The sequence below is a fragment of the Vreelandella piezotolerans genome (assembly GCF_012427705.1).
GTDB classification, from domain to species: domain Bacteria; phylum Pseudomonadota; class Gammaproteobacteria; order Pseudomonadales; family Halomonadaceae; genus Vreelandella; species Vreelandella piezotolerans.
On record NZ_CP048602.1, the window covers coordinates 3,556,338 to 3,580,645 of the forward strand.

The window sequence follows — 24,308 nt, forward strand, 5'->3', positions numbered from 1 at the left end:
CTCCTCACGCGAAAAGACCGCGCGGTTTCACCAAAAGAACCGCTGCCATGATCAGGTAGATCACCATGCTGGCGAGACTGGGAATGAGCACAGCGCCGAAGGTCGTGGCCATACCGATGATGATGGCCCCCCAAAAGGCACCCTTGATGGAGCCAATCCCCCCGATGACCACGACCACGAAGCAGGTGATCAAAATACTGTCACCCATGCCGGGGGCAATCGACGTGAGCGGCGCGGCAATCATGCCGGCAAAGGCGGTGAGCGCCACACCCACGCTAAAAATCAGTGTGAAGAGCGTACGGACATTGATACCGAGCCCCTCCACCATATCGCGATTCACGGCACCGGCCCGGATGATGATGCCCAGACGGGTATGGCGAATGACGCCATAGATGACGCCGGCCAACACCAGACAAACGCCCATGACGAAGAGCCGATAGACCGAATACTGCAGGTTGTCGGTGAGTTGGATACTGGCGTCGAACGGCGCAGGTACCGGCACGCGATGCACGTCGCCGCCCCAGATGATTCGCTGGGCTTCGTTGAGCACTAAAATCAACCCAAAGGTCAGCAGCACTTGATAGAGATGGTCGCGCTTGTAGAGCGTGTCGAGAAACAGCCGCTCGATGACCAGGCCGAGTGCGATAGCGATGGGGATCGCAACCAAGATGGCCAACCAGAAGTTGCCGAAACGCATGGTCAGGTCATACACCAAATAGGCACCGATCATGTACATGGCACCATGGGCCAAATTGATGATGCCCATGATCCCAAAAATCAGCGTTAACCCACTGGCTATCAAAAACAGCAGCAACCCATACTGGAGCCCATTGAGCAGCTGGACACCAAAAAATGCGAGATCCATAAGACCCCTCCGAGCATAAAAGGGGAAGCGGGATTGCCCCGCTCCCAAGCTGTACGAAGTGTCGTTACATCTGACAGGCGTCGTCGGGCACTTCTAGATTCTCGGCAGCAATGCTGACGACCTCGTGCTTGCCGTCACGAATCTCGCGGAGGTAGACATTCTGGATGGGGTGGTGGGAATCCGAGAAGCTCATCGGACCGCGCGGACTAGCTAACTGAACATTTGCCAAGACATCGATTAGTCGATCGCGGTCTGACGTGTCTCCACCGAGTACATTGAGCGCCTGGGCTAGCATCATGCCGGTATCGTAGCCTTGCACCGCGTACGTATCCGGCGCTTCTCCGTAGGCGTCTTCATAGGCGGCCACGAACGAGCGGTTCGCGTCGTTTTCTAGCGTCTCTGCGTAATGAAGCGTGGTCATGACGCCTTCACCCGCATCGCCCAGGGCGGCTAGATTACCTTCGGTAAGGAACCCGGACCCCAGCAGCGGGATGCTCTCGTTGAGCCCCGCCGCCGCGTAATCCCTCACGAAGCTGACACCACCGCCCCCCGCGAAGAAGGTGTACACGGCATCCGGCTGAAGGCTGGCAATCTGCGTCAGGTAACTCTGGAATTCGGTGCTCGGAAACGGCACGAGAATTTGCTGGACGATGTCACCGCCTTCGGCGGTAAAGGCCTCTTCAAAGCCCTCCAGGTCTTCTTTCCCCCCTGCATAGTCCCAGGTAATGGTCACGATGTTTCTATGCCCTTGCTCGTAGGCCACTTTTCCCATGGGATAGCTGTCTTGCCACATACTAAAGGAGGTGCGAAACACGTTCGGCATGCACAGTTCGTTGGTCGCCGCCCCAAGCCCTGCATTCGGAATGATCGTAATGGCGCCGGTTTGTTTGGCCACGCGCAGCATGCCCATCGCCACGCCTGAGTGTACCGGACCTATCACGAAATCCACGTTGTCACCGTTGACCAAACGACTCATGTTTTGCGGAGCCTTGGAAGGATCGGCTTCGGAATCCAACTCGACGTACTCGACGTCGCGACCGCCCAACTGCCCCCCCTCCTGCTCGATGGCCAGCTTCAAGCCGTTAGTGATGGCTTCGCCCAGCGCTGTATAGGTGCCTGAATAAGGCAGCATCAGCCCCAGTTTCACGGGATCTTCATTCGCCGAAAGGCCCATGGCCGACAGCGTCAGAGTGGTACCCAGAGCAGCAACGAGAGTGGTCTTTTTGACATTTTTCATTATGGATTCACCAGGATTGTGTTGTTTTAGATTGTTATGTCCATCGCGCTTCGCGTTGATGGAAGACACGATCAGCGACGTCCCTGTCTCATCGATGCGGCTTATACGTGATACACGTCGATGACTTGATGGATGTAGTCGTTGTTCAGCTGCACGACTTTTCTTGTGATTAGCGGGCGCTCGCCCGAGACGTCCAGGGTGTAGAAGCTCGTGCCGAAGAAGCTGTCCGTCTTCTTGTAGCGGTGGCTCAGCGTGTGCCAGTTGAACCGCAGCTCGGCCGTCTGGTCGTCTTGCGACAGGATTTCGAGGTTGGTCACCTGGTGCGTGGTGCGCGGCTCCGGCGTGCTCGCCCCGCTGCGCTCGGTCTTGATCCGGTAGACCCGATCTTCCAGCCCTTCGCGGTTGGGGTAGTAGATCAACGAGATCTCGCTGTGCGGATCGCGGGTGAGCTGATCATCGTCGTCCCAGGCGGGCATCCAGAACTCGGCGTCCTTACGATACAGCGCAAGCCACTCGTCCCACTCGCGGTCATCTAGTAGGCGCGCTTCGCGGTATAAAAAGGCTTGGATGTCGTGATAGCTGATGCTCATGGCGTTCTCTCCTCTCTTCTGGCATCGGACGTTTAGGCGGTCGCCGTGGCGATGAACTGGCGACGCTCTTTGTCGATGGCGCGCAGCATTTCGCTGACCCAGTGTTGGTGGTGCAGCACGTAGAGCCCTTCGTCTTCGGGGGAGGCGCCGCTGAGCAGCGGTTTCATGTCGATGGCCTGGGCGTTCTCATCAGCCCCTTCGATCCATTGTTGGGCGCCGCGGGAGAGGTCGTTCCATTCGGCCAACGCGCCGTTGTAGCCTTCTTGGCAGGCGCGGAACTCTTCGAGGTCGTCCGGCGTGCCCATGCCGGAGACGTTGAAGAAGTCTTCGTATTGGCGGATACGTACGCGACGGTTTTCGGCCGACTCGCCTTTGGGGGCGAAGCAGTAGATCGTAACTTCGGTTCTGTTGACGTCGATGGGGCGCAGCACGCGGATCTGTGTGGAGAACTGGTCCATCAGGTAGACGTTGGGGTAGAGGCAGAGGTTGCGCGTCTGGTTGACGATGGCGTCGGCACGCGCCTCGCCTAGCTGCTCTTGGATCCACTCTTTTTCTTGGTAGACCGGGCGCACCTCGGGGTTGAGTAGCCGGGTCCAGAGCATCATGTGGCCGTTTTCGTAGGAGTAGAAGCCGCCTTTACTCTTCGACCAGCCGTCGGCGTCCACCGCCTTGGTACCACCGGCGTCGTAATTGCGGCGCTCCATGGTGGAGGCGTAGTTCCAGTGCACGGAGCTGACGTGATAGCCGTCGGCGCCGTTTTCGGCCTGCAGTTTCCAGTTGCCGGTGTAGGTGTAGGAGGAGGTGCCACGCAGCACTTCCAGACCCTCGGGGGCTTGGTCGACGATGTTGTCGATGACCTTGGTGGTTTCGCCCAGGTGCTGCTCGAGGGGCAGCACGTCGTCGCTGAGGCTGCCGAACAGGAAGCCTTTGTAGTTCTCGAAGCGCGGTAGGCGCTTGAGGTTGTGGGAGCCGTCTTGCTTGAACTGGTCGGGGTAGGCGCCAGTCTTTTCGTTTTTGGCTTTGAGCAGCTGGCCGTCGTTTTTGAAGGTCCAGCCGTGGAACGGGCAAGTGAAGGTGCCTTTGTTGCCGCGCTTGCGGCGGCATAGGGTGGCACCGCGGTGGGCGCAGGCGTTGATCAGGCCGTGCAGTTCGCCCTGCTTGTCGCGGGTGATGACGATCGGCTGACGGCCAACGGTGGTGGTGAAGTAGTCGCCCGGCTCGGCCACTTGGCTCTCGTGGGCCAGAAAGACCCAGTTGCCTTCGAAGATGTGCTTCATCTCCAGTTCGAAAAAGGCGGGGTCGGTGAACATGCTGCGGTGGCAGCGGAAAATGCCGTGATCCGGGTCGTCTTGTACCGCTCCGCGCACGCGGGCTTCGAGTTGATCAAGCTGTGTGGTCATGATCGCTCTCCTCGTTAGGATGTCACGCTGTTAGGGCGTCAAGGCGGGCCAAGGGGAAGGTCCGCCTCTTGAACAGGGGGGGTTATACCTTGGCCGTTCCGGCCAGTTGACTGGCCAGATCCTGCTCGTCTTCCTTGGCGCGGGGGCGGGCGTGGCGTACCTGCAGCTCGGCGGCGTCGGTGGGCGCTAACTCGACATCGAACACCACATGGGCGAAGGGGCCGTCCAGGTCGCGTTGGGCGATCTCGGTGGGATCGTCGATGCGCTCGGCGGGCACCACCAGCTCTTCGCGCGTGGCAAAGGCGAAGTCATCGAAGGTGTAGGGGTCACCGGCGAGGTTGATCTGAGTCGTCAGGTGTTGATGGCCGGGGGCCGAGACGAAGTAGTGAATGTGCGCCGGACGCTGGCCGTGGCGGCCCAGCGATTTGAGCACGACGTCCGTGGGGGCGCCTTCGGGCACACCGTAGCCCGACGGGACGATGCTGCGGGCGGTGTAGCGGCCGTCGCGGTCGGCATAGATCGTGCGGCGCATGTTGTACTCGTCCTGGGAAGGGTCGAAGAACGAGTAGCCGCCTTTGGAGTTGCAGTGCCAGATCTCGACCTTGGCGCCGGGGATCGGCTGGCCGTTCACGTCGCGCACTTGGCCGGTCAGCCACATGGTCTCGCCGTCGGGATCGCTGCCGTCGTCCATCCGGGCGAAGCCGTCAGCTTCCGGGGCGCCGGCCACGTAGAGCGGGCCTTCAATGGTGCGCGGGGTGCCGCCGGTGCGCTTGGCTTCGGCGTCGATGGCGTCGTGGCGCATGTCGAGGAAGTGGTCGAACCCCAGCCCCGGCGAGAGCAGGCCGAACTGGGTCTGGCTACCCAGCGCGTTGAGCAGGTTCACGGCGGCCCAATACTCTTCTTCGGTGACATCGAAGTCGTCGATCAGTTTGAACAGGTCACCTACCAACCGATGCACGATCTGCTTGGCGCGGTCATTGCCGCCTGCCTGATCCAGGCCGGCCACGGCGTTGAGAAAGTCTTGAACCTCGGGCGTGTCGAAGATTTTTACGGTCATGGTTAAAGCCTATTGTTAGTTTTATCGTTATTTATCTCCCAATCACCGAATGGACGTTTGTCGATGAAGTGATTGAGTATCTACTTAGGACATGAGGACACTGTGTCTCTGTACTCTTCACGACAATATCGAACAAACACCCATTAACAGACCAATATCGTTTGAGTTCTCACCCATACTTCGAAGGTATCTCAAGCAGCGTTCGTTTTTTGTGCGGTCGCACACAGGACATCACACGAAAAGCACAACCTTTTGTTTTTATTTAATAAAAAACCAAACACAAGGATAGCAAGCTAACAAATAAACCCACCTCTCAACGCATTATCGAGTATATCCCGTCGCGCAGGTAAGGATGGGCTAGGAACGGCCAACACACTCTGTCCAAAGTCGGGGTGGGATACGACCAAAGCACAAAGGTCTCAACGGGCATCCATAGAAAAAAGCCCGCACTGCCTAAGCATGTACGGGCCAAACGCATCAAAAGAGTAACAAAGCAGAACTTGCTATCCGCTATGTTTCTGGGCCGCTCTACGCGTAAACATGACGTCAAAATCTTTGGTTTCAAAAATGGCCGATACTACCACTCCAAGGACCAGGGCCCAGAACGTTGCGCCGATTCCCAATATTTGAATACCGGAAGCGGCAATTAAAAAGGCGAACAGCGCTCCTACTTCGTGTTTCTTGCCCGCAAACGCAATGGTCATGGAGGACGTGATGACACGCATCAGCGCCAAGCCAGCGATGATGGTGATGAAGTAGCGAGGCGTGGCTTCCAGCAGGCTGACCACATAACCATAGAAAGGCGCCGCCACGATAAAAATAGCCCCGGCAATGACCGCTGCGACCCAGCGTTTGTCATGGGCACCGGCCTCCGGTGAGGCGCATACCCCGGTCATGGGTGCCGCGATGCAAGTACTGTGTAGATTGAAGAACGATGACACGATGGTTCCGATGCCACCCACGGCCGTGATCGCGTTCGCGGGCGCGTCCTTATAGCCCATTCCTTTGACCAAGCCCACGCCTGCCGGCGTCTCCATCCCAACCAGAATAATCGCGAGCGGCAACCCATAGGTGAGAAACGCCTCCAGAGTGAACGTCGGCAGAGTGAACTCCGGAAACCGGATGGTCGCTTGGATTCCCGAAAGATCCACTCCGGTGACTGTCAGGTAAGCAAGCCCTGCCGCCATGGCGATGATGAGCGGGGGAATTTTGCGAAAGACTCTCGCCGAGATAAAGAAAGCCAACATCATGATCGCGGCTGGCACCATCGCGTTTTCCAGCGGCTTGACCATGTTGAGCCCAAAGCTAAGCAGCATACCGCCGACCATGCCCATCACGATTGGCATCGGTATCAACCGCATCACGATGCCCATGACACCGGTCACGCCCGCTATCAGCGTAATGATGCCAGCGATAAGACCAGCGCCCAAGGCCGCTTCTAGCCCGATCACCGGAATGACCGCGGCAAACATCAGCGCACCTGGAATGGAGTTTGCCATCGGCAGCGGTAGACGGTAGTAAGCGGGCATGAACAGCCCAAACAAACCGTTGATCATCAAATAGCTGATGACCCAGATCATGATGAAGGAGGGGTCGAGACCTGCTGACGTGCCCGCACTGATATGGACGACGCCAACGCTGAGACCTAAGATGCCGGCGACTAACCCAGTACTGGCATTCTCAGCATTGAGGTCACGTAGAAAATCGCGAGGCGCATGCAGTAAGCTCACGCCTTTTTCTATATGTTTCACGGTGTGCTCCAGGGGTTTTTGTAGTATTTAGCGTTATTTTGACAACGGGTTTACGACGATGGCTAACGGTTCGATTAGCCTTGATCACCCCCACCGACCGGTAGAACGCTCCCTGTGATGTAGCTCGCCTCATCGGACGCCAGAAACAGAATGGGGGCGGCCATCTCATCGAGCGTACCGTAGCGCTTCATGAGGCAGCTTTGCTTGGTCTGGTCGATGTGGGCTTGGAACCAAGCGCGCTCGGTGTCATTACTGGGCTCGGGCGTTCCACGAGAGATGCGGCGCGGTGGCGCTTCGGTGCCGCCAATGCCCGCCGCCACGACACGAATGCCCGCCTCAGCGTACTCAAAAGCCAGCGACTCAGTGAGTGCGTTGACACCGCCCTTGGCCGCCGAGTAAGGGATACGATGAATCCCTCGTGCCGCCACGGAAGAGACGTTGACGATCACACCCGCGCCCTGGGACACCATCGTTGGCAGCGCCGCGCGGCAGCACCATAGCGTCGGCATCAGGGAGCGGGTGATCTCTGCGGAAATTTGCGCTTCGCTAAACTCCGTGAAGGGTTTGAAATTGATGGCGCCCCCCACGTTATTGATCAAAATATCGATACGCCCAAACGCGGTGACCGCCGACTGCATCGCCTGCTCGGCACCTGCCCAGGTCTCCAGGTCTGCTTGTACCGCCACCACCTCACGACTGCCCTGACGGATGTCTTCCACGACCTCGTGGATATAGTCAGAGCGGTCTACCAGCACCAGGCGCGCGCCTTCCATCGCCGCACGTTCGGCCACCCGCCGCCCAATCCCTTGAGCGGCCCCGGTGACGATCATTACTCGGTCCTGAAATCGAGCCCTATCCAAACGTTGATCGCTCATGCTGACGCTCCCGCCTGGTTAGGCGTAAACTTTTCATAGTGGAAGCTTTGCGGTTCGATGCCTTCCGTGTCGAAATGCTTGAGCACTGCGTCGACCATCGGAGGCGGCCCACACAAGTACACATCCACATCCCCGTCATGCATCACGGCGGCATCCATATGGTGGGTCACATACCCTTTTCGCGGGTGCTCGCTGGCCTCGTCCACCACCACGGTGGCGTAGCTAAAGCTGGGCAGCTTCTCCGCGATCGCCTCCAAGGCATCGATTTTTACCAGATGATCGTCTTTATTGACACCGTAAATCATGTGGATGGACGCGTCACAGCCCTTCTCGACCAGCTGCGCTAGCATGGACAAAAAGGGTGCCAGCCCCGTACCGCCTGCCAGCATCAGTATCGGGCGCGTGACTTCACGTAGGTAAAAGCTGCCTAACGGGCCTGTCAGTGTAAGCTTGTCACCCACGGCGGCACGGTCGGTCAGATAGCCACTCATCACCCCATTGGGGATATTGCGAATCAGGAACGTGGCCCGCTGATCGCCTGGCTGAGAGCTAAAAGAGTAAGAGCGATGCAGCTCCGTGCCAGGCACGTCGATATGGATGTACTGGCCAGGCAAAAAGGCAAGCTCCTGACCCTCCTCCAGTTCGACTACCAGCTCGATGCTGTCTTCGGAGAGCTGCTCGACGGCAGCGACCGTTCCCTCGACCTTGCCCACCTGGGTTTTACACATCGTAGACGCGACGGGCACTTGGATAACGCAGTCTGAAGAGGGCACCATCTGGCAGGTCAGCACTTGGCCTTCGGCCGCTTCCTCATCAGAGAGCGCCTCCTCCAGATACTCGTCGCCCATATCGAACTCGCCCTGCTCGCAGTGGCCTTTGCAGGTGCCGCATACGCCGTCGGAACAGTCCATCGGAAGATTCACTTTCTGGCGGTAAGCCGCGTCAAGAACGGTTTCCCCTTCTTTACAGCCGATGAAACGCGTCACGCCGTCTTCGAAGTTGAGGGCAATGGTATAGCTCATGATGAAATCTCCTCTCCCATCGAGTCACACGTGATACACGTCGATGACTTGATGGATGTAGTCGTTGTTCAACTGCACGACTTTTCTTGTGATTAGCGGGCGCTCGCCCGAGACGTCCAGGGTGTAGAAGCTCGTGCCGAAGAAGCTGTCCGTCTTCTTGTAGCGGTGGCTCAGCGTGTGCCAGTTGAACCGCAGCTCGGCCGTCTGGTCGTCTTGCGACAGGATTTCGAGGTTGGTCACCTGGTGCGTGGTGCGCGGCTCCGGCGTGCTCGCCCCGCTGCGCTCGGTCTTGATCCGGTAGACCCGATCTTCCAGCCCTTCGCGGTTGGGGTAGTAGATCAACGAGATCTCGCTGTGCGGATCGCGGGTGAGCTGATCATCGTCGTCCCAGGCGGGCATCCAGAACTCGGCGTCCTTACGATACAGCGCAAGCCACTCGTCCCACTCGCGGTCATCTAGTAGGCGCGCTTCGCGGTATAAAAAGGCTTGGATGTCGTGATAGCTGATGCTCATGGCGTTCTCTCCTCTCTTCTGGCATCGGACGTTTAGGCGGTCGCCGTGGCGATGAACTGGCGACGCTCTTTGTCGATGGCGCGCAGCATTTCGCTGACCCAGTGTTGGTGGTGCAGCACGTAGAGCCCTTCGTCTTCGGGGGAGGCGCCGCTGAGCAGCGGTTTCATGTCGATGGCCTGGGCGTTCTCATCAGCCCCTTCGATCCATTGTTGGGCGCCGCGGGAGAGGTCGTTCCATTCGGCCAACGCGCCGTTGTAGCCTTCTTGGCAGGCGCGGAACTCTTCGAGGTCGTCCGGCGTGCCCATGCCGGAGACGTTGAAGAAGTCTTCGTATTGGCGGATACGTACGCGACGGTTTTCGGCCGACTCGCCTTTGGGGGCGAAGCAGTAGATCGTAACTTCGGTTCTGTTGACGTCGATGGGGCGCAGCACGCGGATCTGTGTGGAGAACTGGTCCATCAGGTAGACGTTGGGGTAGAGGCAGAGGTTGCGCGTCTGGTTGACGATGGCGTCGGCACGCGCCTCGCCTAGCTGCTCTTGGATCCACTCTTTTTCTTGGTAGACCGGGCGCACCTCGGGGTTGAGTAGCCGGGTCCAGAGCATCATGTGGCCGTTTTCGTAGGAGTAGAAGCCGCCTTTACTCTTCGACCAGCCGTCGGCGTCCACCGCCTTGGTACCACCGGCGTCGTAATTGCGGCGCTCCATGGTGGAGGCGTAGTTCCAGTGCACGGAGCTGACGTGATAGCCGTCGGCGCCGTTTTCGGCCTGCAGTTTCCAGTTGCCGGTGTAGGTGTAGGAGGAGGTGCCACGCAGCACTTCCAGACCCTCGGGGGCTTGGTCGACGATGTTGTCGATGACCTTGGTGGTTTCGCCCAGGTGCTGCTCGAGGGGCAGCACGTCGTCGCTGAGGCTGCCGAACAGGAAGCCTTTGTAGTTCTCGAAGCGCGGTAGGCGCTTGAGGTTGTGGGAGCCGTCTTGCTTGAACTGGTCGGGGTAGGCGCCAGTCTTTTCGTTTTTGGCTTTGAGCAGCTGGCCGTCGTTTTTGAAGGTCCAGCCGTGGAACGGGCAAGTGAAGGTGCCTTTGTTGCCGCGCTTGCGGCGGCATAGGGTGGCACCGCGGTGGGCGCAGGCGTTGATCAGGCCGTGCAGTTCGCCCTGCTTGTCGCGGGTGATGACGATCGGCTGACGGCCAACGGTGGTGGTGAAGTAGTCGCCCGGCTCGGCCACTTGGCTCTCGTGGGCCAGAAAGACCCAGTTGCCTTCGAAGATGTGCTTCATCTCCAGTTCGAAAAAGGCGGGGTCGGTGAACATGCTGCGGTGGCAGCGGAAAATGCCGTGATCCGGGTCGTCTTGTACCGCTCCGCGCACGCGGGCTTCGAGTTGATCAAGCTGTGTGGTCATGATCGCTCTCCTCGTTAGGATGTCACGCTGTTAGGGCGTCAAGGCGGGCCAAGGGGAAGGTCCGCCTCTTGAACAGGGGGGGTTATACCTTGGCCGTTCCGGCCAGTTGACTGGCCAGATCCTGCTCGTCTTCCTTGGCGCGGGGGCGGGCGTGGCGTACCTGCAGCTCGGCGGCGTCGGTGGGCGCTAACTCGACATCGAACACCACATGGGCGAAGGGGCCGTCCAGGTCGCGTTGGGCGATCTCGGTGGGATCGTCGATGCGCTCGGCGGGCACCACCAGCTCTTCGCGCGTGGCAAAGGCGAAGTCATCGAAGGTGTAGGGGTCACCGGCGAGGTTGATCTGAGTCGTCAGGTGTTGATGGCCGGGGGCCGAGACGAAGTAGTGAATGTGCGCCGGACGCTGGCCGTGGCGGCCCAGCGATTTGAGCACGACGTCCGTGGGGGCGCCTTCGGGCACACCGTAGCCCGACGGGACGATGCTGCGGGCGGTGTAGCGGCCGTCGCGGTCGGCATAGATCGTGCGGCGCATGTTGTACTCGTCCTGGGAAGGGTCGAAGAACGAGTAGCCGCCTTTGGAGTTGCAGTGCCAGATCTCGACCTTGGCGCCGGGGATCGGCTGGCCGTTCACGTCGCGCACTTGGCCGGTCAGCCACATGGTCTCGCCGTCGGGATCGCTGCCGTCGTCCATCCGGGCGAAGCCGTCAGCTTCCGGGGCGCCGGCCACGTAGAGCGGGCCTTCAATGGTGCGCGGGGTGCCGCCGGTGCGCTTGGCTTCGGCGTCGATGGCGTCGTGGCGCATGTCGAGGAAGTGGTCGAACCCCAGCCCCGGCGAGAGCAGGCCGAACTGGGTCTGGCTACCCAGCGCGTTGAGCAGGTTCACGGCGGCCCAATACTCTTCTTCGGTGACATCGAAGTCGTCGATCAGTTTGAACAGGTCACCTACCAACCGATGCACGATCTGCTTGGCGCGATCATTGCCGCCTGCCTGATCCAGGCCGGCCACGGCGTTGAGAAAGTCTTGAACCTCGGGCGTGTCGAAGATTTTTACGGTCATGAGATAGCTCGCTACATTATTATAGATGTTATGGATCAGTACCTTGGCGTGCTCCGCCGAGCATTAGCTGTCGTCGTCACGCACGGACGAGGGGTGGCGGCAAAGCGGCTTGACGCTGATCTCCATGTAGGGGAACAGCGGCAGGTTACTGACCAGCTCTTGAAGCTCGGCATTGTCCTCTACGTCAAAGATACTGACGTTCGAGTAGCTACCGGCCACCCGCCACAGGTGGCGCCATTTGCCTTGACGCTGTAGGTCCTGGGAGTACGCTTTTTCGGTTGCCTTGATACTCGCGGCCTGCTCGGCGGGCATATCGGTCGGCAATTTGACGGTCATCTCGACTTGAAACAGCATATCGATGGCTCTCCTTTTCGTTTGCGGTCTTTGCGTGCGGCGCGTTGGCTAGCGCGCGTAGTGCGCCAACTTATCTTCATCCAAGGTGATCCCCAGACCTGGCCCAGGCGGTAAGGCCACCCCAAATTCGCTGTAGTCGAGAGGCGACACCACGATATCGTCTTGCAGCAAGAGCGGGCCGAACATTTCCGTTCCCCAGGTCATGGTCGGTAGCGTTGCCCACGTATGCAGCGACGCGGCGGTACCGATCGTGCCTTCCAGCAAGGTGCCGCCATACAGGCCGATGCCAGCCGCCTGGGCGACATGCGCGAGCTCCAGTGCGCCATAAATCCCGCCCGACTTGGCGAGTTTCAGTGCAAAGGCTCCGCTGAAGCCGCCGCATACCAAATCAAGGCCGTCACGCGCATCCTGGACGGCCTCATCGGCGAGCATGGGCACATTGAAGCGGTTCGCCAAACGCACCAACCCCGCATGCTCACGCGCGCCGATGGGCTGCTCGATCAACTCGATACCCGCCTCTTGTAACGACTGAATACCGCGAACGGCGGTGGATTCGTCCCACGCTTGATTGACATCGACGCGCACGCTCGCCCGGTCTCCCAAGGCCTCCTTGATGGCCGCTACGTGGCGGACGTCCTGGCCCACGGGATTGGCGCCAATTTTCAATTTGAAGTCGCAGTGCCGACGCTGCTCTAAACGCAGCATGGCTTCATCGATATCTTTCGCGGTATCGCCACTCGCGAGCGTCCATAGCACGGGGATATGATCCTGACGCACGCCTCCCAGCAGCTCGGCCACGCTCAACCCCAGGCGCTTGCCTTGGGCATCGAGCAGCGCCATTTCCAGTGCGGATTTAGCGATCATGTTGCCGCGCGCATGCCGATTGAGCAGCGCGCGGGCGTGGTGAATGTTCTGGGAAGGCTGGCCAATCAGCAGAGGTGCCAAGTACGTATCGATGTTGCGCTTGATGCTCTCGGGACTTTCCGGGCCATAGGCTAGGCCGCCGATGGTCGTGCCTTCGCCCAACCCCTCGATACCGTCTGAGTGATGCATGCGGATGATCACCATGGTCTGGCAGGCCATGGTGGTCATCGATAGTTTATGAGGACGGATGGTCGGTAAATCGACCAGAAGCGTCTCTATTCGTTGGATAACAGTTGACATGGCGGCTCCGGCATCAGGCAATCGTTTCGCTATCGAGCAGTTTGCGTGCCCGTGCAAGCCGGAACCAATATTGTTTAAGTGCGCGTCCATACCAAGGAGGTATCACAAGCGCATGACAGGCTCGGCTATTCAGCCACTTTTTCCCCATAACCCCGAGTGCGAGAGCCGCTGCACGAGACGTGCCCTCGCCAGGGGCGCTCAGCGCCGGATAAAGCGCGTATCGATACGCAACCGCGTGTTAAAGAGCCACGCAATCACTTCGCCGTGATACAGAGCGCCATAAGACAAAAGAATGATCCAAGCGTGTTGCTCGACGCGCACTCGCCTCAAGCGGAGTTTCTAGAGACGGTCTCGAGATACGGTTTCGAGATACTGCCGAGCCGCAATGACATCGTCGTGTGGATCGTGATTCCACAGCCAGTCGAAGCGATTTTCCAGATCGTGGATGAGCTTGCTCTCATCGCCCCCAATGCCTTTTCCCGAATATTCATAGACATCGCCGGCGTCGTGGGAAGTACGCTGCGCTCGACACGTGCGTGCATGGCGCACGTGCTCGAAAGCGGCCAACACATCGCTCACGGGGCGGTGATCGCAGCGGACGTCTGTCAGTAGTGTCGCCAGCACGTAGGCATCTTCGAGCGCCTGTCCAGCCCCCGCCCCTTGGTGGGGCACGAGCGCATGGGCGGCGTCGCCGACAACCATGACGCGCTCGCGCCGATAGAAGGGAAGCTCGGGTAGCTCATGCAGCGCCCAGCGCGTTGGTTCGGCGATGGATGCGAGAATGGCCTGGCAAGCCGGGCTCCAGCCTTGGAAGACGTGTAACATTTCCTGCTGGCTGACGGCCTGAACCCACTCCTCCCCGTCGGGTAGCCGCGGGTGAGGAACCGAGCGGTCCGTGATGAAGGCTACGACGTTGACGAGCTGGGACTGTTTGACCGGAAACGTCAAAATATGGCGATCTTTACCGAGATACATTTGCGGCACCCATGCCAAACGTTTCTCGCTGCCATTAGCCTCGAGCGCTGTCTCTAAGGTGTGGGTGGGGATCATGCCACGATACGCGTAAGTACCGCTCCAGAAGGGCGCAATATCGCCAAACTGGTCGGGCGGTAATACATGGGAGCGAACCGCCGATTTGATGCCGTCAAAGCCGATGATGACATCCCCCGTAAAGTGCGTGCCATCATCGAAGTGGGCAGTGGCGCTAGCGGCGTCTTGCGTCACCGCGACACAGCGTTTGCCGAAATGCGCGATGCCCTCCGGCAGATGGGCCACGATCGCATCCAGGAAGTCGGCACGGTGTACCGAGGATTGGCCAACGCCCGGCGCTAGGCTGGCCGTCAAGTAGGTATCATCACTGCCTCGGCGCCACTCGAACCACACATCTTCGAAGGGGGCTGGTGAGGCGTCGGCAATACGTTGATAGGCCGCTTCCAACCCCAACAGCTGAATGGCTCGTACCGCATTGGGGCCAAAGGAGACCCCAGCGCCGATTTCGGAGAACTGGGGAGCGGCTTCGAATAGCTGGACATCAAGGCCGCTATCTCGCGACAGCGCAACGGCAAAGGCGACGCCACCGATCCCGCCCCCCACAATGCCAATGGAGAGACGTTTTGGCTGGGTATGTTTGACGTGCATGCTTCACTCCCTTTCACAGTGTATCGTTATCATGTCGAGCCTCACGCTCTACTGATAACGCTATTAGGAGGAGGCAACGGTCACCACACAGCCCTCTTCATGTAAACTATAAACGGCGCTAATAACGATATGAAACAAAGAGTTGAGCTAGCACTCCGCGACAGAAGTAGACAATCGTCGCATGCCCGTCAGAGGCCATTGTGATGATCAAGCTTGCCGATATCGATCTCAACTTGCTGGTGGTGTTCGATCTGCTCTACCAAGAGCAAAACACACAGCGTGTCGCGCTACGCCTGGGCATTACCCAGCCTGCGGTCAGCCATGCCTTGAAGCGTTTACGTCTTCTATTGAACGACGAACTCTTCGAACGCACCTCGCAAGGGTTACAGCCCACGCCCCGCGCAAGCCAGCTTTATCCCGGGTTTGCCGACGCGTTAGGGAAAGTGAATGACACGCTGAACCTACACAACGATTTCAACCCAGCCCTTAGTAGCCGTACCTTTCACCTCAACATGACCGACATTGGGGAAATCGTTTTCCTGCCCCGTTTACTGCAGCATTTATCCCAGGTGGCTCCCAGCGTCTCGCTCCACACCGCTCGCAGCAGCCATCACGCGCTGAAGTATGAGATGGAAGAGGGGCAGATCGATCTAGCCGTTGGGCTGATACCGCAGCTGGGCGCTGGCTTTTATCAACAGCGGCTATTCGAGCAGCGCTATGTTTGCCTGATGCGTGACAACCACCCACTCGCCAAGGGCGATTTTGGTCTCGAGGAGTTTCGCTCAGCCCATCATGCCGTCATCGTCGCGAGCGGTACCGGTCATGGCGTGGTAGAGGAGCAGCTCGCCAACGCGGGCATTCAGCGCCCGGTGAGATTGACGCTGCCGCATTTCGCTGCCATTCCCTACATCGTGGGCAGCAGCGATCTCGTCGTGACGGTTACGAATAAATTGGCCGAAGCGACTTGCGAACGATTTGGCCTCACCGTTCGCGAGCACCCGCTGGCCTTTCCAGACATTCCCATCAATCTTTTCTGGCATCGCCGTTTCCATCAAGACCCCGGCAACCGCTGGCTAAGGGGGGTTATATTTAGCATGTTTTCCGAGTAAGCCACCTAGAGCGGCATCTGCCTTAAAGAGGACGGTCTTGTTAAAACCCCTCTGTCGCCATTTGGATAAAATTATCGAGCACCGGCAATACATTACCAGCTCGCCACGCTAACCACAGTGGCATATCGCAGGCGGTTAGCTCATCCAGCTCAATAAAATGAATGCCGGGCATGGGGTGACTTCGGCTAGCGGCCGGTACGATTGCCAACCCTAATCCAGCCGCCACCATGCTAAGAATCGTAATATTATCAGCGCCATACTGCACCACACGAGGCTCAAAGTTGAACCGCGAAAAGTGCGCCACCACCCGATCGTAATAGACCGGTGAAATGCTGCGGTACCCCCAGACAAATTCAGCATCGGCAAGCTCTGCTAGTTTTTTAGGTGGCACTTGCACCCATGTCGAGGTAGTGGGGACGGCAAGTATCAGGTGGTCGTGCTGGAGTAAACGTGCTTCGATATCTGACTGTGCATGATCATCAAGATAAAGAATACCGACATCAAGGGTGCCCTGTTGCAGCCTATCCAACTGTGGGCCGGAAAGTAGCGGAAAGACATCCAGCGCCACATGAGGAAAGCGACCACGATAGCCGCCCATGAGCTTAGCTACTCCGGGAACCCATAAGTGCGTGACGGTGACTCCTAGACTGAGCTTGCCCGTTTGACCGCTACCAAGTGCCAGTAGTCGCGCTTTGATATCAGAGCGCTCGTCTAGCATCCGTGTGGCTTCACTATAAAGTGCTTGCCCCGCAACCGTCGGCCGAATCCCCCGAGCATGGCGATATAGAAGCTGGGTACCTACATCCTCTTCCAACAACCTCATCTGGCGAGTCAGCGCTGGCTGCGCAACATACACTTTCCGGCTAGCAGCGGAAATTGAGCCTGTTTCTACCACGGCAATAAAGTACTCCAACTGGCGAAATTCCATTGTTGTTATCTCCCCCCAATCAGTCACTTTTCTTCTTCAACTTACTACTTAACATACCTATATGATATGGCTAGCATCTAAAATCTATATTTTTGGTATCTCTATTCTTGTTTCATAGTGACACAACAACTCATAACAAGACTCGCCATGGCGAGCAGGACTCTGCTATGAACAACAAGTACCACCTTGTAACGGGGTTGCATTTTGCGGTGTGCACCCTGGCGATGATCTGGCCCGGCGCACTGATCGCCAATCGTATCGAACCCACCGTGCTCGGACTGCCCTTTCTATTTTTCTGGTACATCCTATGGATGCTGATCCTATTTATCGGCATGTGGGTCGCCTTTGCCGTTCGCCACGGAGGTGGACGCCATGAATGATTCGATCATTGTTGTCGGCATCACTTTGACCTATCTCGCCTTGATTCTATGGGTGGGGCTTCGCGCTCGCGGTCAGGAAAACTCCAGCTTGGAAGGTTATGTCGCGGGCGGTCGCCACGTGGGCGTCGTGATCCTGTTCTTCATTCTTGGCGCTGAAATCTTCTCCGCTTTCGCCTTCCTGGGCGCTCCGGGCTGGAGCTATCAGCATGGCGCGCCAGCCTTCTATATTCTCGCCTACCTCTCCCTGGTTCCCATCACCATCTGGGCCATGGGGCCGCGTGTAGCCAAGCTAGGTCGCGAGCGAGGTTACCTCACCCAAGGCGATATGATTGCCGATTACTACCAAAGCAAATCGCTGGGCATGTTGGCGGGCGTGATTGGCGTGTTAGCACTGGTGCCCTACCTCACCATCCAGATTGCCGGTGCAGGCCTGCTGTTTCAGGCAGCAACGGATGGGGTGATCCCCTTCTGGCTGGGTGCGCTGCTGGCTTTCTTAGTGGTTGCTGCTTATGTCTTCTGTAGTGGCCTAAACGGCATCGGTTGGACCAACCTCATTCAGGGCATCATGATGATAGCCATCGCTTGGTTCCTGGGTCTTAGCATCTCCGAACGCCTCTACGGCGGCGTGGGCGACATGTTCAGCCAAATCCAACTGACGATGCCCGAGTACCTCACCATGCCAGGCGCAACGGGCATGAACTGGGGCTACTTCAGCACGGCGGTATTGGTCAGCGCGTTCGGCGGCGCCATGTGGCCGCATCTGTTTATGAAGTTCTACTCGGCTGATAGCGGCAAAACGCTGCGCAAAGTCAGCGTCTTTTACCCCCTCTACGCCTACCTACTGGTACCGCTGCTGTTTATTGGCTTTGCTGGCATCATAGTGTTTGCTGACACACCGTTAGAGCGCTCCGACACAGTGCTACTGCGCATGGTGATGGACGTGGCCAACTTCTCGCCCTGGGTTATCGGCTTAATGCTCTCTGGCGCGCTGGCCGCCGCTATGTCGACCGGCGCCAACTTAGCGCATACCGCGGCGGTGGTATTAGTCCGCGATGTGGTCGGCCCAACCATGATGAAAGACGCCAGCGAGAAGGCGGTCGTCAGCGCAACACGTTGGAGCGTACTCGGCCTGTCGCTGATTGCTTACCTGTTTGCACTGGCTAACCCCTCATCCCTGGTACTGCTGCTACTCGGCGCTTACGGGTTGATTGTCCAGCTATTCCCTATGGTGATCGGCGCGCTGTTCATGCCACAGCTGCGCCGCGCCAGCGTGATGGCGGGTGCTCTTTTCGGCAGCGTGGCCTACCTGTTGATGGAATTCGCCTGGAGCTCACCTTTTGGCTGGCACGCTGGCGTCTGGGCGATGCTGCTCAACGTCGCTGTCGTGGTGGTTTGGCAGTGGCTCACCAAGCCCACTGTTACCAACCCCACCCCTTCCCATACTTAAGAAGTGCCAGGAGAACAGCATGAGTATCCAGACAGATCACTTAGATTTAAAGAGTGCCATCGCCTCTCAACTAGAGGCAGCATTCGACGATATTCAGTCGCTCTACCACCAGTTACATCAAACGCCCGAGCTGCCCTTTCAGGAACATAAGACCAGCGCACGGCTCGCCGACGCTTTGGAAAGTTTTGGCTATGAGGTGAGCCGCAACGTTGGCGGTACGGGTGTCGTGGCATTGCTGCGCAACGGCAAGGGCCCTGCCGTCATGCTCCGCGGCGATATGGATGCCTTACCCATCAAGGAAGAAACGGGGCTAGATTTTGCCAGCTGTGAAATGGCCACCTCAGAAACGGGTAGTGAAGTGCCATTGATGCATGCCTGCGGACATGACCTACACAGCAGCTGCATCGTCGGCACCGCGGCCGTCATGGCAGGACTAAGGGAGCAATGGGTCGGCACCTTGATGCTGATTTGTCAGCCCGCCGAGGAGATATTTGGCGGGGCAAAAGCAATGCTTGATGACGGCCTCTATACGCGCTTCCCTCGCCCAGACATTATTCTTGGCCAGCACAATATGCCCGCTCTTGCAGGCACCGTTGGACACCGTCCGGGTAGCGCTATGGCCGCTTGTACCAATTTGGCCGTTACCATACACGGCAACGGGGGCCACGGCTCCATGCCCGCCCAAACGGTGGATCCCGTGGTCATTGCCGCCCATGTGGTCACCCGCCTGCAGACCGTCGTTGCTCGCGAGGTTCCGCCGGAGGAGACCGTGGTGGTCACGGTTGGCAAGCTTCACGCTGGCACCCAGGCCAACATCATTCCGCACTCGGCAGAGCTTGAGATCAATATCCGCAGCTTTGATGACGCATTACACAGCCAAGTGGTTGAGTCGATCGAGCGTATCGTTCGTGCGGAGTGCGATGCGGGAAGAGCGCCCAAGCCCCCGACCTTAAAGGTGCTCAATGAAACCATCGCCTTGAACAACGACGCGATAGCGGTTGAGCATGTACGTCGCGCCCACGCAGAGCATTTCGGTGACGCCAACCTTTATGACATGCCACGGCTTAACGGCAGCGAGGATTTTCCGTTTTTTGGGAATGCAAAAGCAGCCGGTTTTGGTGGCGAGGATATTCCATACGTGTACTGGTTTATTGGCTCCACCCCCGCAGAACGCTGGGCAAACACCCCAGGAACGAACGTCTCACAGAAAATGCGTCATCTAGAAATGCCTCATTCGCCCTACTACTTCCCAGGCAATGACGTAACAATGCGCACAGGTATCGAAGCCATGGTCGTAGGCGCAATGGCATATCTAACGTAGCAGCGTTAAAAACGAAACGGCAGTGCGAGGCCCTGCCGTTTCATTCCGTCGGTATGCCTTTGCCGCGCGTTTACGGCTGGGCCCAGGATGCGCGGCTGCTGTGCGCAGCCGTCTTATTGGTAATTTTCCATTTACCATCGATTTTGATCAGCGCAATCACATCGACCCAAGAATCTTCAAGGTTGTCGCTATTATCGAAGCCTAATAGCACGCTGGCGACCTCTCCGGCCTGGGTGATGGCAATGAAACGGCTCTTGACCTGCCGCTGGCTATTCGCCCATCGCTCAAAACGGTCGCTAATGAGATCGGTTGCCAAGGCACCCGCCGCGTCCAGCGCAAAAATCCACGCCTCTTGATGAAACGCCTCCTCCAGCTTCTGCCTACTGCCTCGAAAACCATCGACATATAGCTGCACGACTCGTTTAATCTCGTCGATGTCAGGTGCATCACCGACCATCGTGGTATCTACCATCTCGTCACTCCTGCTTATCAAGTGGTTGTTTCTTATCGTTATAACCCAAGCATCTCACGCGCTTGCTGCCAAGTAGCCACCGGGCGCTGATACTTTTCGCAAAGGGCTACGGTGCGCTCGACCAACACCGCGTTGGAGGGCGCCAAGGTGTCACTATCCAAGCGCACATTATCTTCGAGCCCCGTACGGGTATGGCCGCCAGCCGCAATCGACCACTCGTTGAGTAGGTACTGATGGGCACCAATGCCTGCACCGCACCACTGCGCATCCGGCGCCAGCCGCTTGAGCGTCTCGATGTAGAAATCGAAGGTGGGCTTGTCCGCTGGCATCGCATTCTTCACCCCCATGACAAACTGCACATAGAGCGGCGTCTTTAGCTTGCCTTGCTGGGAAAGACTCACGGCTTGATGGATATGCGACAGGTCGAACGCTTCGATTTCAGGCTTGACGCCGTACTTGAGCATCTCATCGGCCAACCACTCCACCAGTTGGGGCGGATTCTCGTAGACACGATTGGGGAAATTATTGGAGCCCACCGAGAGGCTGGCCATATCAGGCTTCAGCGGGAGCATCCCACCCCGGGCTTCTCCTGCCCCGGAACGCCCGCCGGTGGAGAGCTGAATAATCATTCCCGGGCAGTGCTTCTTAAGCCCTTCCATCAGGCGGCCAAACTTTTCTGGGTCAGATGAGGGGGTTTGGTCATCGTTGCGCACATGGCAGTGGGCAATGGTCGCCCCTGCTTCGAACGCTGCCTGGGTGCTCTCAACCTGCTCCTCGACCGTAATCGGTACGGCTGGGTTGTTCTCTTTGCGTGGCAGGCTGCCGGTAATGGCGACACAGATAATGCAGGGCTGGGACATGGGAGCCTCTTTGTTCTTATTGCGAACATTAATTTGTATAACGAACACTTTAGGCTGTCTATCCGGTATCGTCAAATCAACAGGGCGACCAACGACATTGAGCATCACGGTTTAGAAAGAGACATCGAAGACCAGCGGTACGATGGTGTAGAGCGCCACCATGATCACCAGCAGGCCGATGACATTGAGCCAGACACCTGCTCGAATCATGCTTTGGATAGGCAGATCTCCCGTGGCGAACGCCACGGCATTGGAAGGCGTTGCGACCGGCAGCATGAAGGCACAGCTCACAGCAAAGGTGACCACGATGGTCATCAGGAAGGGCTCGATACCCAGCCCCACGGCAATCGATCCCATGATCGGGAAGAAGGCCGCCGCCGTCGCCGTGTTACTGGTGAGTTCGGTCAATAGAATGATGACGAAAGCCGTGATGGCGAGAATCAGGATCGGCGGTAGCCCCGATAATCCCGATACGCTTTCGCCCACCCAGGCACTCAAGCCAGTGGCAGTGAACTGGGCTGAGAGTGTTAGGCCACCGCCAAACAAAATCAGGACTCCCCAGGGCACATCGCGGGTGGCCGACCAATCCAGCAATGCCCCCTTTCCCTTAGAGGCGGGAATCACGAACATCAGAATCGCCGCGAGGATCGCCACACTGGTGTCGTTGATATTGGAGAGCCAGGGTAAGACGTTCTGCACCGACAAGATTCGCGCTATCAAGGGTAAACATACCCAGCAGAACACGGCCCCGCCAAACACCATCAGTACGCGCGCCTCTTCAGGCGATAGGCGGCCCATCCTTTCGAGCTCCGACGCGATCATCGCTCGACCGCCCTGAATGTTTTCGACTTCCGAGCGGAACACCAGCTTGTTCAGAACGAACCAAGCCAACACTAGCATGGTGAATGAGAATGGCACTCCCACCAGCATCCAGTGGCCAAACCCGATACTCAGCCCGTGGGTATCTGCCATGTATGCGCGCATTAGCGCCATCGGCGGCTGACCAATCAGGGTGGCCATGGAGCCGATGGTGATGGCGTAGGCAATACCCAGTAAAACAGCGGCGGAGAACTTGGGCGTGTCATCACCGTTACCCAGTGATGCCACCAGCGCGATGATCGAGCCGCCGATGGGTACCATAATGACGGCGGTGGCGGTATTGCTCACCCACATGGTGATAAACCAGCTAGCGAACATCAAACCGAAAACGATTTGCGCAGGCTTGGTACCCACCGTTAGCACCGTCAGTAGCGCAAAGCGGCGATGTAAATTCCAGCGCTGCGTTGCCAAGCCCAGCAATACGCCACCCAAGACGAGAAAGACGATGCTATGGGCATAGGGCGCAGCGGTCACACCGACCGACGCAATATCGAAAAAGGGGAACAGTACGAGCGGAAGCAGCGATGTCGCCGGAATGGGAATCGCCTCTGTCATCCACCAGGTGGCCATCAGCATTGCAATGCCAGCGACGAGACGCGCATTGAAGGTCAGCGTTTCGGGCAAAAGGAAGAAAACTCCCAAACTTACTAGAACGCCCAGAACAAGAGACATCGGCTTGAAAGCCGAGGCTTCAGTAGAGGGCGCTGGCTCAACGGCCCCAGTGGAGTGCGACATGGCAATGACCTGCATCGGAATAGAAATAACGTGCAAATCAGTGTCACGACGGACGCGCAATGCCGCCAATACCTCTCAGGTTGATGTGCATACCCGGACAAACCGCACCGCCCAAGCACACACCCTCCCTACACAACAGAAACGATGAATCGAGCTTCCAGGGGCTATCCACTTCCCATCTTTTTGGGAGAAGACTGCCAACACATCGTCTCCGTGCTCATCCGTGCGACGTATGGCTTACGACTAATGGATTTTACGATTAGTCCTTATTGCCGAGCGAGGGCCATTGACGTATCAACGCGCTCCCTTTTGGTACAGGTTGAGGCATTAAAGGCCCAACTGAGTGGTAAAAAGTCCTAACGAGGCGCCAGGAATTGAGTACAAAGAGCACACAACGTGCTACGCTCTACCTATGAAAACGATCACATGGAACCCAGAGAAGAACAAACTTCTCCAAGTGGAAAGAGATATCTCGTTTGAGGATGTGGTTTTTCACATCTCGATCGGAGGTATCCTAGATACGTTTGAGCATCCGAATCAGGAGCGGTATCCGGGTCAACAAATCCATGTGATTGAGATAGAGGAGTATGCATACCTCGTACCCTTCGTGGAGTCAGAGGATGAGGTTTTTCTGAAAACGATCATCCCGAGCCGGAAGGCGACCAAAACCTATTTGGGAGGTCCGAAATGAGCAGGTTGGATAAAGAAGAGCTGGAAATCCTGGATGCTTTTGAAGCAGATGAAATGCAGCGCGCACCAGATGTAAAGGATAGGAAAGCGCGGCATCAACAGTACGCCGACGCTATGTTCAAAAAAGATGCCCGTATCAACATCAGGCTTTCTTCCAAGGATCTCAGGGGGCTCCAGAAGAAGGCGCTGGCCGAAGGTATTCCCTATCAAACACTGGTTGCCAGTATCCTTCACAAGTATGTGGAAGGTCGCTTACATGAGGATCGGTAGCTAATACACTGTTGCGGCGCCTATTACGTAGCGCCTTAGGTTTCATTACATGGGGCACATGCTACAAGGGCTGCATGGGATTATCTAAATAATCGCTCATAAGCGAAGCCAGCCAAACAAAAATGGCCTGCGAGAAATCGCAGGCCATTTTTTCAATTTGGCGCGCCCGGCAGGAATTGAACCTGCGACCTTCGGCTTCGGAGGCCGACACTCTATCCAACTGAGCTACGGGCGCTTTGGATGCGTATCGTACCCGTGTGGGCGGGCCGTGTCTAGCGGCGGGGCGGTTTTAGG

Annotated in this window: 23 protein-coding genes and 1 tRNA gene; 5 read left to right on the forward strand and 19 right to left on the reverse strand. The window is 57.7% G+C overall.

Annotation, left to right across the window (positions count from 1 at the left end; translation table 11 throughout):
- Positions 1–4: 4 nt before the first annotated feature.
- From GYM47_RS16300 to salA, 14 genes are all read right to left on the reverse strand, one after another.
- Complete coding sequence (locus tag GYM47_RS16300) at positions 5–865, reverse strand: branched-chain amino acid ABC transporter permease (protein WP_044630589.1); 861 nt, start codon at positions 863–865, stop codon at positions 5–7.
- A gap of 64 nt (positions 866–929) precedes the next feature.
- Positions 930–2,102 carry an ABC transporter substrate-binding protein gene (locus GYM47_RS16305; RefSeq protein ID WP_139526233.1) on the reverse strand — a complete coding sequence of 391 codons (1,173 nt, stop codon included), beginning with the start codon at positions 2,100–2,102 and terminating at the stop codon, positions 930–932.
- A 101-nt stretch (positions 2,103–2,203) separates the two neighbouring features.
- A complete protein-coding gene (benB, locus tag GYM47_RS16310; protein WP_096921910.1) occupies positions 2,204–2,692 on the reverse strand; it encodes a benzoate 1,2-dioxygenase small subunit in 489 nt (162 codons plus the stop codon).
- 32 nt (positions 2,693–2,724) lie between these two features.
- Positions 2,725–4,092: a Rieske 2Fe-2S domain-containing protein gene (locus GYM47_RS16315; RefSeq protein WP_139525922.1), complete on the reverse strand. Its 1,368-nt coding sequence runs from the start codon at positions 4,090–4,092 to the stop codon at positions 2,725–2,727.
- Between the two features lie 82 nt (positions 4,093–4,174).
- Positions 4,175–5,149, reverse strand: coding sequence for a catechol 1,2-dioxygenase (gene catA / locus GYM47_RS16320; protein WP_139525923.1), 975 nt, complete (start codon positions 5,147–5,149; stop codon positions 4,175–4,177).
- 503 nt (positions 5,150–5,652) lie between these two features.
- Positions 5,653–6,900: a benzoate/H(+) symporter BenE family transporter gene (locus GYM47_RS16325; protein WP_139525924.1), complete on the reverse strand. Its 1,248-nt coding sequence runs from the start codon at positions 6,898–6,900 to the stop codon at positions 5,653–5,655.
- Positions 6,901–6,974: 74 nt separating this feature from the next.
- Entirely contained in the window at positions 6,975–7,775 is an 801-nt protein-coding gene (gene benD, locus GYM47_RS16330) for a benzoate diol dehydrogenase BenD (RefSeq protein ID WP_231125687.1), read from the reverse strand.
- Positions 7,772–8,797 carry a benzoate 1,2-dioxygenase electron transfer component BenC gene (gene benC, locus GYM47_RS16335; protein ID WP_139525925.1) on the reverse strand — a complete coding sequence of 342 codons (1,026 nt, stop codon included), beginning with the start codon at positions 8,795–8,797 and terminating at the stop codon, positions 7,772–7,774. Before benC ends, benD begins: the two co-directional genes overlap by 4 nt.
- 24 nt (positions 8,798–8,821) lie before the next feature.
- The gene (gene benB, locus GYM47_RS16340; RefSeq protein WP_096921910.1) at positions 8,822–9,310 is read right to left on the reverse strand and encodes a benzoate 1,2-dioxygenase small subunit; all 489 of its coding nucleotides are present in this window, start codon (positions 9,308–9,310) and stop codon (positions 8,822–8,824) included.
- Positions 9,311–9,342: 32 nt separating this feature from the next.
- A complete protein-coding gene (locus tag GYM47_RS16345) occupies positions 9,343–10,710 on the reverse strand; it encodes a Rieske 2Fe-2S domain-containing protein (protein WP_139525922.1) in 1,368 nt (455 codons plus the stop codon).
- A gap of 82 nt (positions 10,711–10,792) precedes the next feature.
- Positions 10,793–11,767 (reverse strand): catechol 1,2-dioxygenase, encoded by a 975-nt coding sequence (catA, locus tag GYM47_RS16350; RefSeq protein WP_139525923.1) that lies wholly within the window; start codon positions 11,765–11,767, stop codon positions 10,793–10,795.
- Positions 11,768–11,830: 63 nt separating this feature from the next.
- The gene (catC, locus tag GYM47_RS16355) at positions 11,831–12,121 is read right to left on the reverse strand and encodes a muconolactone Delta-isomerase (RefSeq protein WP_044630238.1); all 291 of its coding nucleotides are present in this window, start codon (positions 12,119–12,121) and stop codon (positions 11,831–11,833) included.
- Positions 12,122–12,169: 48 nt separating this feature from the next.
- Complete coding sequence (locus GYM47_RS16360; RefSeq protein ID WP_139525926.1) at positions 12,170–13,285, reverse strand: muconate/chloromuconate family cycloisomerase; 1,116 nt, start codon at positions 13,283–13,285, stop codon at positions 12,170–12,172.
- 339 nt (positions 13,286–13,624) lie between these two features.
- The gene (gene salA / locus GYM47_RS16365) at positions 13,625–14,923 is read right to left on the reverse strand and encodes a salicylate 1-monooxygenase (protein ID WP_139525927.1); all 1,299 of its coding nucleotides are present in this window, start codon (positions 14,921–14,923) and stop codon (positions 13,625–13,627) included.
- Between the two features lie 203 nt (positions 14,924–15,126).
- Between salA and GYM47_RS16370 the strand changes: the two genes are divergently transcribed.
- Complete coding sequence (locus GYM47_RS16370; protein WP_139525928.1) at positions 15,127–16,032, forward strand: LysR family transcriptional regulator; 906 nt, start codon at positions 15,127–15,129, stop codon at positions 16,030–16,032.
- A gap of 40 nt (positions 16,033–16,072) precedes the next feature.
- On the opposite strand, the gene GYM47_RS16375 is transcribed toward GYM47_RS16370, so the two are convergent.
- On the reverse strand, positions 16,073–16,960 hold the full coding sequence (locus GYM47_RS16375; RefSeq protein ID WP_139525929.1) for a LysR family transcriptional regulator: 888 nt from the start codon (positions 16,958–16,960) through the stop codon (positions 16,073–16,075).
- A gap of 167 nt (positions 16,961–17,127) precedes the next feature.
- Between GYM47_RS16375 and GYM47_RS16380 the strand changes: the two genes are divergently transcribed.
- From GYM47_RS16380 to GYM47_RS16390, 3 genes are read left to right on the forward strand one after another with little or no spacing between them, the layout of a single operon-like run.
- Positions 17,128–17,340, forward strand: a complete 213-nt coding sequence (locus GYM47_RS16380; RefSeq protein WP_139525930.1) for a DUF3311 domain-containing protein — start codon at positions 17,128–17,130, stop codon at positions 17,338–17,340.
- Positions 17,333–18,787 (forward strand): sodium:solute symporter family protein, encoded by a 1,455-nt coding sequence (locus GYM47_RS16385; protein WP_139525931.1) that lies wholly within the window; start codon positions 17,333–17,335, stop codon positions 18,785–18,787. The genes GYM47_RS16380 and GYM47_RS16385 overlap by 8 nt, the downstream gene beginning before the upstream one ends.
- A gap of 19 nt (positions 18,788–18,806) precedes the next feature.
- Positions 18,807–20,108, forward strand: a complete 1,302-nt coding sequence (locus GYM47_RS16390; protein WP_153843748.1) for an amidohydrolase — start codon at positions 18,807–18,809, stop codon at positions 20,106–20,108.
- A gap of 70 nt (positions 20,109–20,178) precedes the next feature.
- Here the strand turns inward: GYM47_RS16390 and GYM47_RS16395 are convergent, their stop codons facing one another.
- The 3 genes from GYM47_RS16395 to GYM47_RS16405 all read right to left on the reverse strand — a co-directional run bounded on the left by GYM47_RS16395 (position 20,179) and on the right by GYM47_RS16405 (position 23,069).
- On the reverse strand, positions 20,179–20,580 hold the full coding sequence (locus GYM47_RS16395) for a nuclear transport factor 2 family protein (protein ID WP_139525933.1): 402 nt from the start codon (positions 20,578–20,580) through the stop codon (positions 20,179–20,181).
- Positions 20,581–20,618: 38 nt separating this feature from the next.
- Positions 20,619–21,440 carry a 3-oxoadipate:acetyl-CoA acetyltransferase gene (locus tag GYM47_RS16400; protein WP_139525934.1) on the reverse strand — a complete coding sequence of 274 codons (822 nt, stop codon included), beginning with the start codon at positions 21,438–21,440 and terminating at the stop codon, positions 20,619–20,621.
- A gap of 111 nt (positions 21,441–21,551) precedes the next feature.
- Positions 21,552–23,069, reverse strand: a complete 1,518-nt coding sequence (locus GYM47_RS16405; RefSeq protein ID WP_331272617.1) for an SLC13 family permease — start codon at positions 23,067–23,069, stop codon at positions 21,552–21,554.
- 672 nt (positions 23,070–23,741) lie between these two features.
- Here GYM47_RS16405 and GYM47_RS16410 point away from each other — a divergent pair.
- Complete coding sequence (locus GYM47_RS16410; protein WP_044630232.1) at positions 23,742–24,014, forward strand: antitoxin; 273 nt, start codon at positions 23,742–23,744, stop codon at positions 24,012–24,014.
- Between the two features lie 158 nt (positions 24,015–24,172).
- Here the strand turns inward: GYM47_RS16410 and GYM47_RS16415 are convergent.
- Positions 24,173–24,249, reverse strand: a tRNA-Arg gene (locus GYM47_RS16415).
- Between the last annotated feature and the right edge of the window lie 59 nt (positions 24,250–24,308).

Excerpts from the sequence above, each read along its gene's own strand:
- catA (WP_139525923.1), bottom strand. The coding sequence starts at position 11,767 with ATGACCGTAAAAATCTTCGACACGCCCGAGGTTCAAGACTTTCTCAAC.
- GYM47_RS16375 (WP_139525929.1), bottom strand. The coding sequence starts at position 16,960 with ATGGAATTTCGCCAGTTGGAGTACTTTATTGCCGTGGTAGAAACAGGC.
- GYM47_RS16380 (WP_139525930.1), top strand. The coding sequence starts at position 17,128 with ATGAACAACAAGTACCACCTTGTAACGGGGTTGCATTTTGCGGTGTGC.
- GYM47_RS16370 (WP_139525928.1), top strand. The coding sequence starts at position 15,127 with ATGATCAAGCTTGCCGATATCGATCTCAACTTGCTGGTGGTGTTCGAT.
- GYM47_RS16305 (WP_139526233.1), bottom strand. The coding sequence starts at position 2,102 with ATGAAAAATGTCAAAAAGACCACTCTCGTTGCTGCTCTGGGTACCACT.
- GYM47_RS16300 (WP_044630589.1), bottom strand. The coding sequence starts at position 865 with ATGGATCTCGCATTTTTTGGTGTCCAGCTGCTCAATGGGCTCCAGTAT.
- GYM47_RS16410 (WP_044630232.1), top strand. The coding sequence starts at position 23,742 with ATGAGCAGGTTGGATAAAGAAGAGCTGGAAATCCTGGATGCTTTTGAA.
- GYM47_RS16395 (WP_139525933.1), bottom strand. The coding sequence starts at position 20,580 with ATGGTAGATACCACGATGGTCGGTGATGCACCTGACATCGACGAGATT.
- salA (WP_139525927.1), bottom strand. The coding sequence starts at position 14,923 with ATGCACGTCAAACATACCCAGCCAAAACGTCTCTCCATTGGCATTGTG.
- GYM47_RS16385 (WP_139525931.1), top strand. The coding sequence starts at position 17,333 with ATGAATGATTCGATCATTGTTGTCGGCATCACTTTGACCTATCTCGCC.
- benB (WP_096921910.1), bottom strand. The coding sequence starts at position 2,692 with ATGAGCATCAGCTATCACGACATCCAAGCCTTTTTATACCGCGAAGCG.
- catA (WP_139525923.1), bottom strand. The coding sequence starts at position 5,149 with ATGACCGTAAAAATCTTCGACACGCCCGAGGTTCAAGACTTTCTCAAC.
- GYM47_RS16360 (WP_139525926.1), bottom strand. The coding sequence starts at position 13,285 with ATGTCAACTGTTATCCAACGAATAGAGACGCTTCTGGTCGATTTACCG.
- benD (WP_231125687.1), bottom strand. The coding sequence starts at position 7,775 with ATGAGCGATCAACGTTTGGATAGGGCTCGATTTCAGGACCGAGTAATG.
- GYM47_RS16345 (WP_139525922.1), bottom strand. The coding sequence starts at position 10,710 with ATGACCACACAGCTTGATCAACTCGAAGCCCGCGTGCGCGGAGCGGTA.
- GYM47_RS16390 (WP_153843748.1), top strand. The coding sequence starts at position 18,807 with ATGAGTATCCAGACAGATCACTTAGATTTAAAGAGTGCCATCGCCTCT.
- GYM47_RS16315 (WP_139525922.1), bottom strand. The coding sequence starts at position 4,092 with ATGACCACACAGCTTGATCAACTCGAAGCCCGCGTGCGCGGAGCGGTA.
- benB (WP_096921910.1), bottom strand. The coding sequence starts at position 9,310 with ATGAGCATCAGCTATCACGACATCCAAGCCTTTTTATACCGCGAAGCG.
- GYM47_RS16405 (WP_331272617.1), bottom strand. The coding sequence starts at position 23,069 with ATGCAGGTCATTGCCATGTCGCACTCCACTGGGGCCGTTGAGCCAGCG.
- catC (WP_044630238.1), bottom strand. The coding sequence starts at position 12,121 with ATGCTGTTTCAAGTCGAGATGACCGTCAAATTGCCGACCGATATGCCC.
- benC (WP_139525925.1), bottom strand. The coding sequence starts at position 8,797 with ATGAGCTATACCATTGCCCTCAACTTCGAAGACGGCGTGACGCGTTTC.
- GYM47_RS16400 (WP_139525934.1), bottom strand. The coding sequence starts at position 21,440 with ATGTCCCAGCCCTGCATTATCTGTGTCGCCATTACCGGCAGCCTGCCA.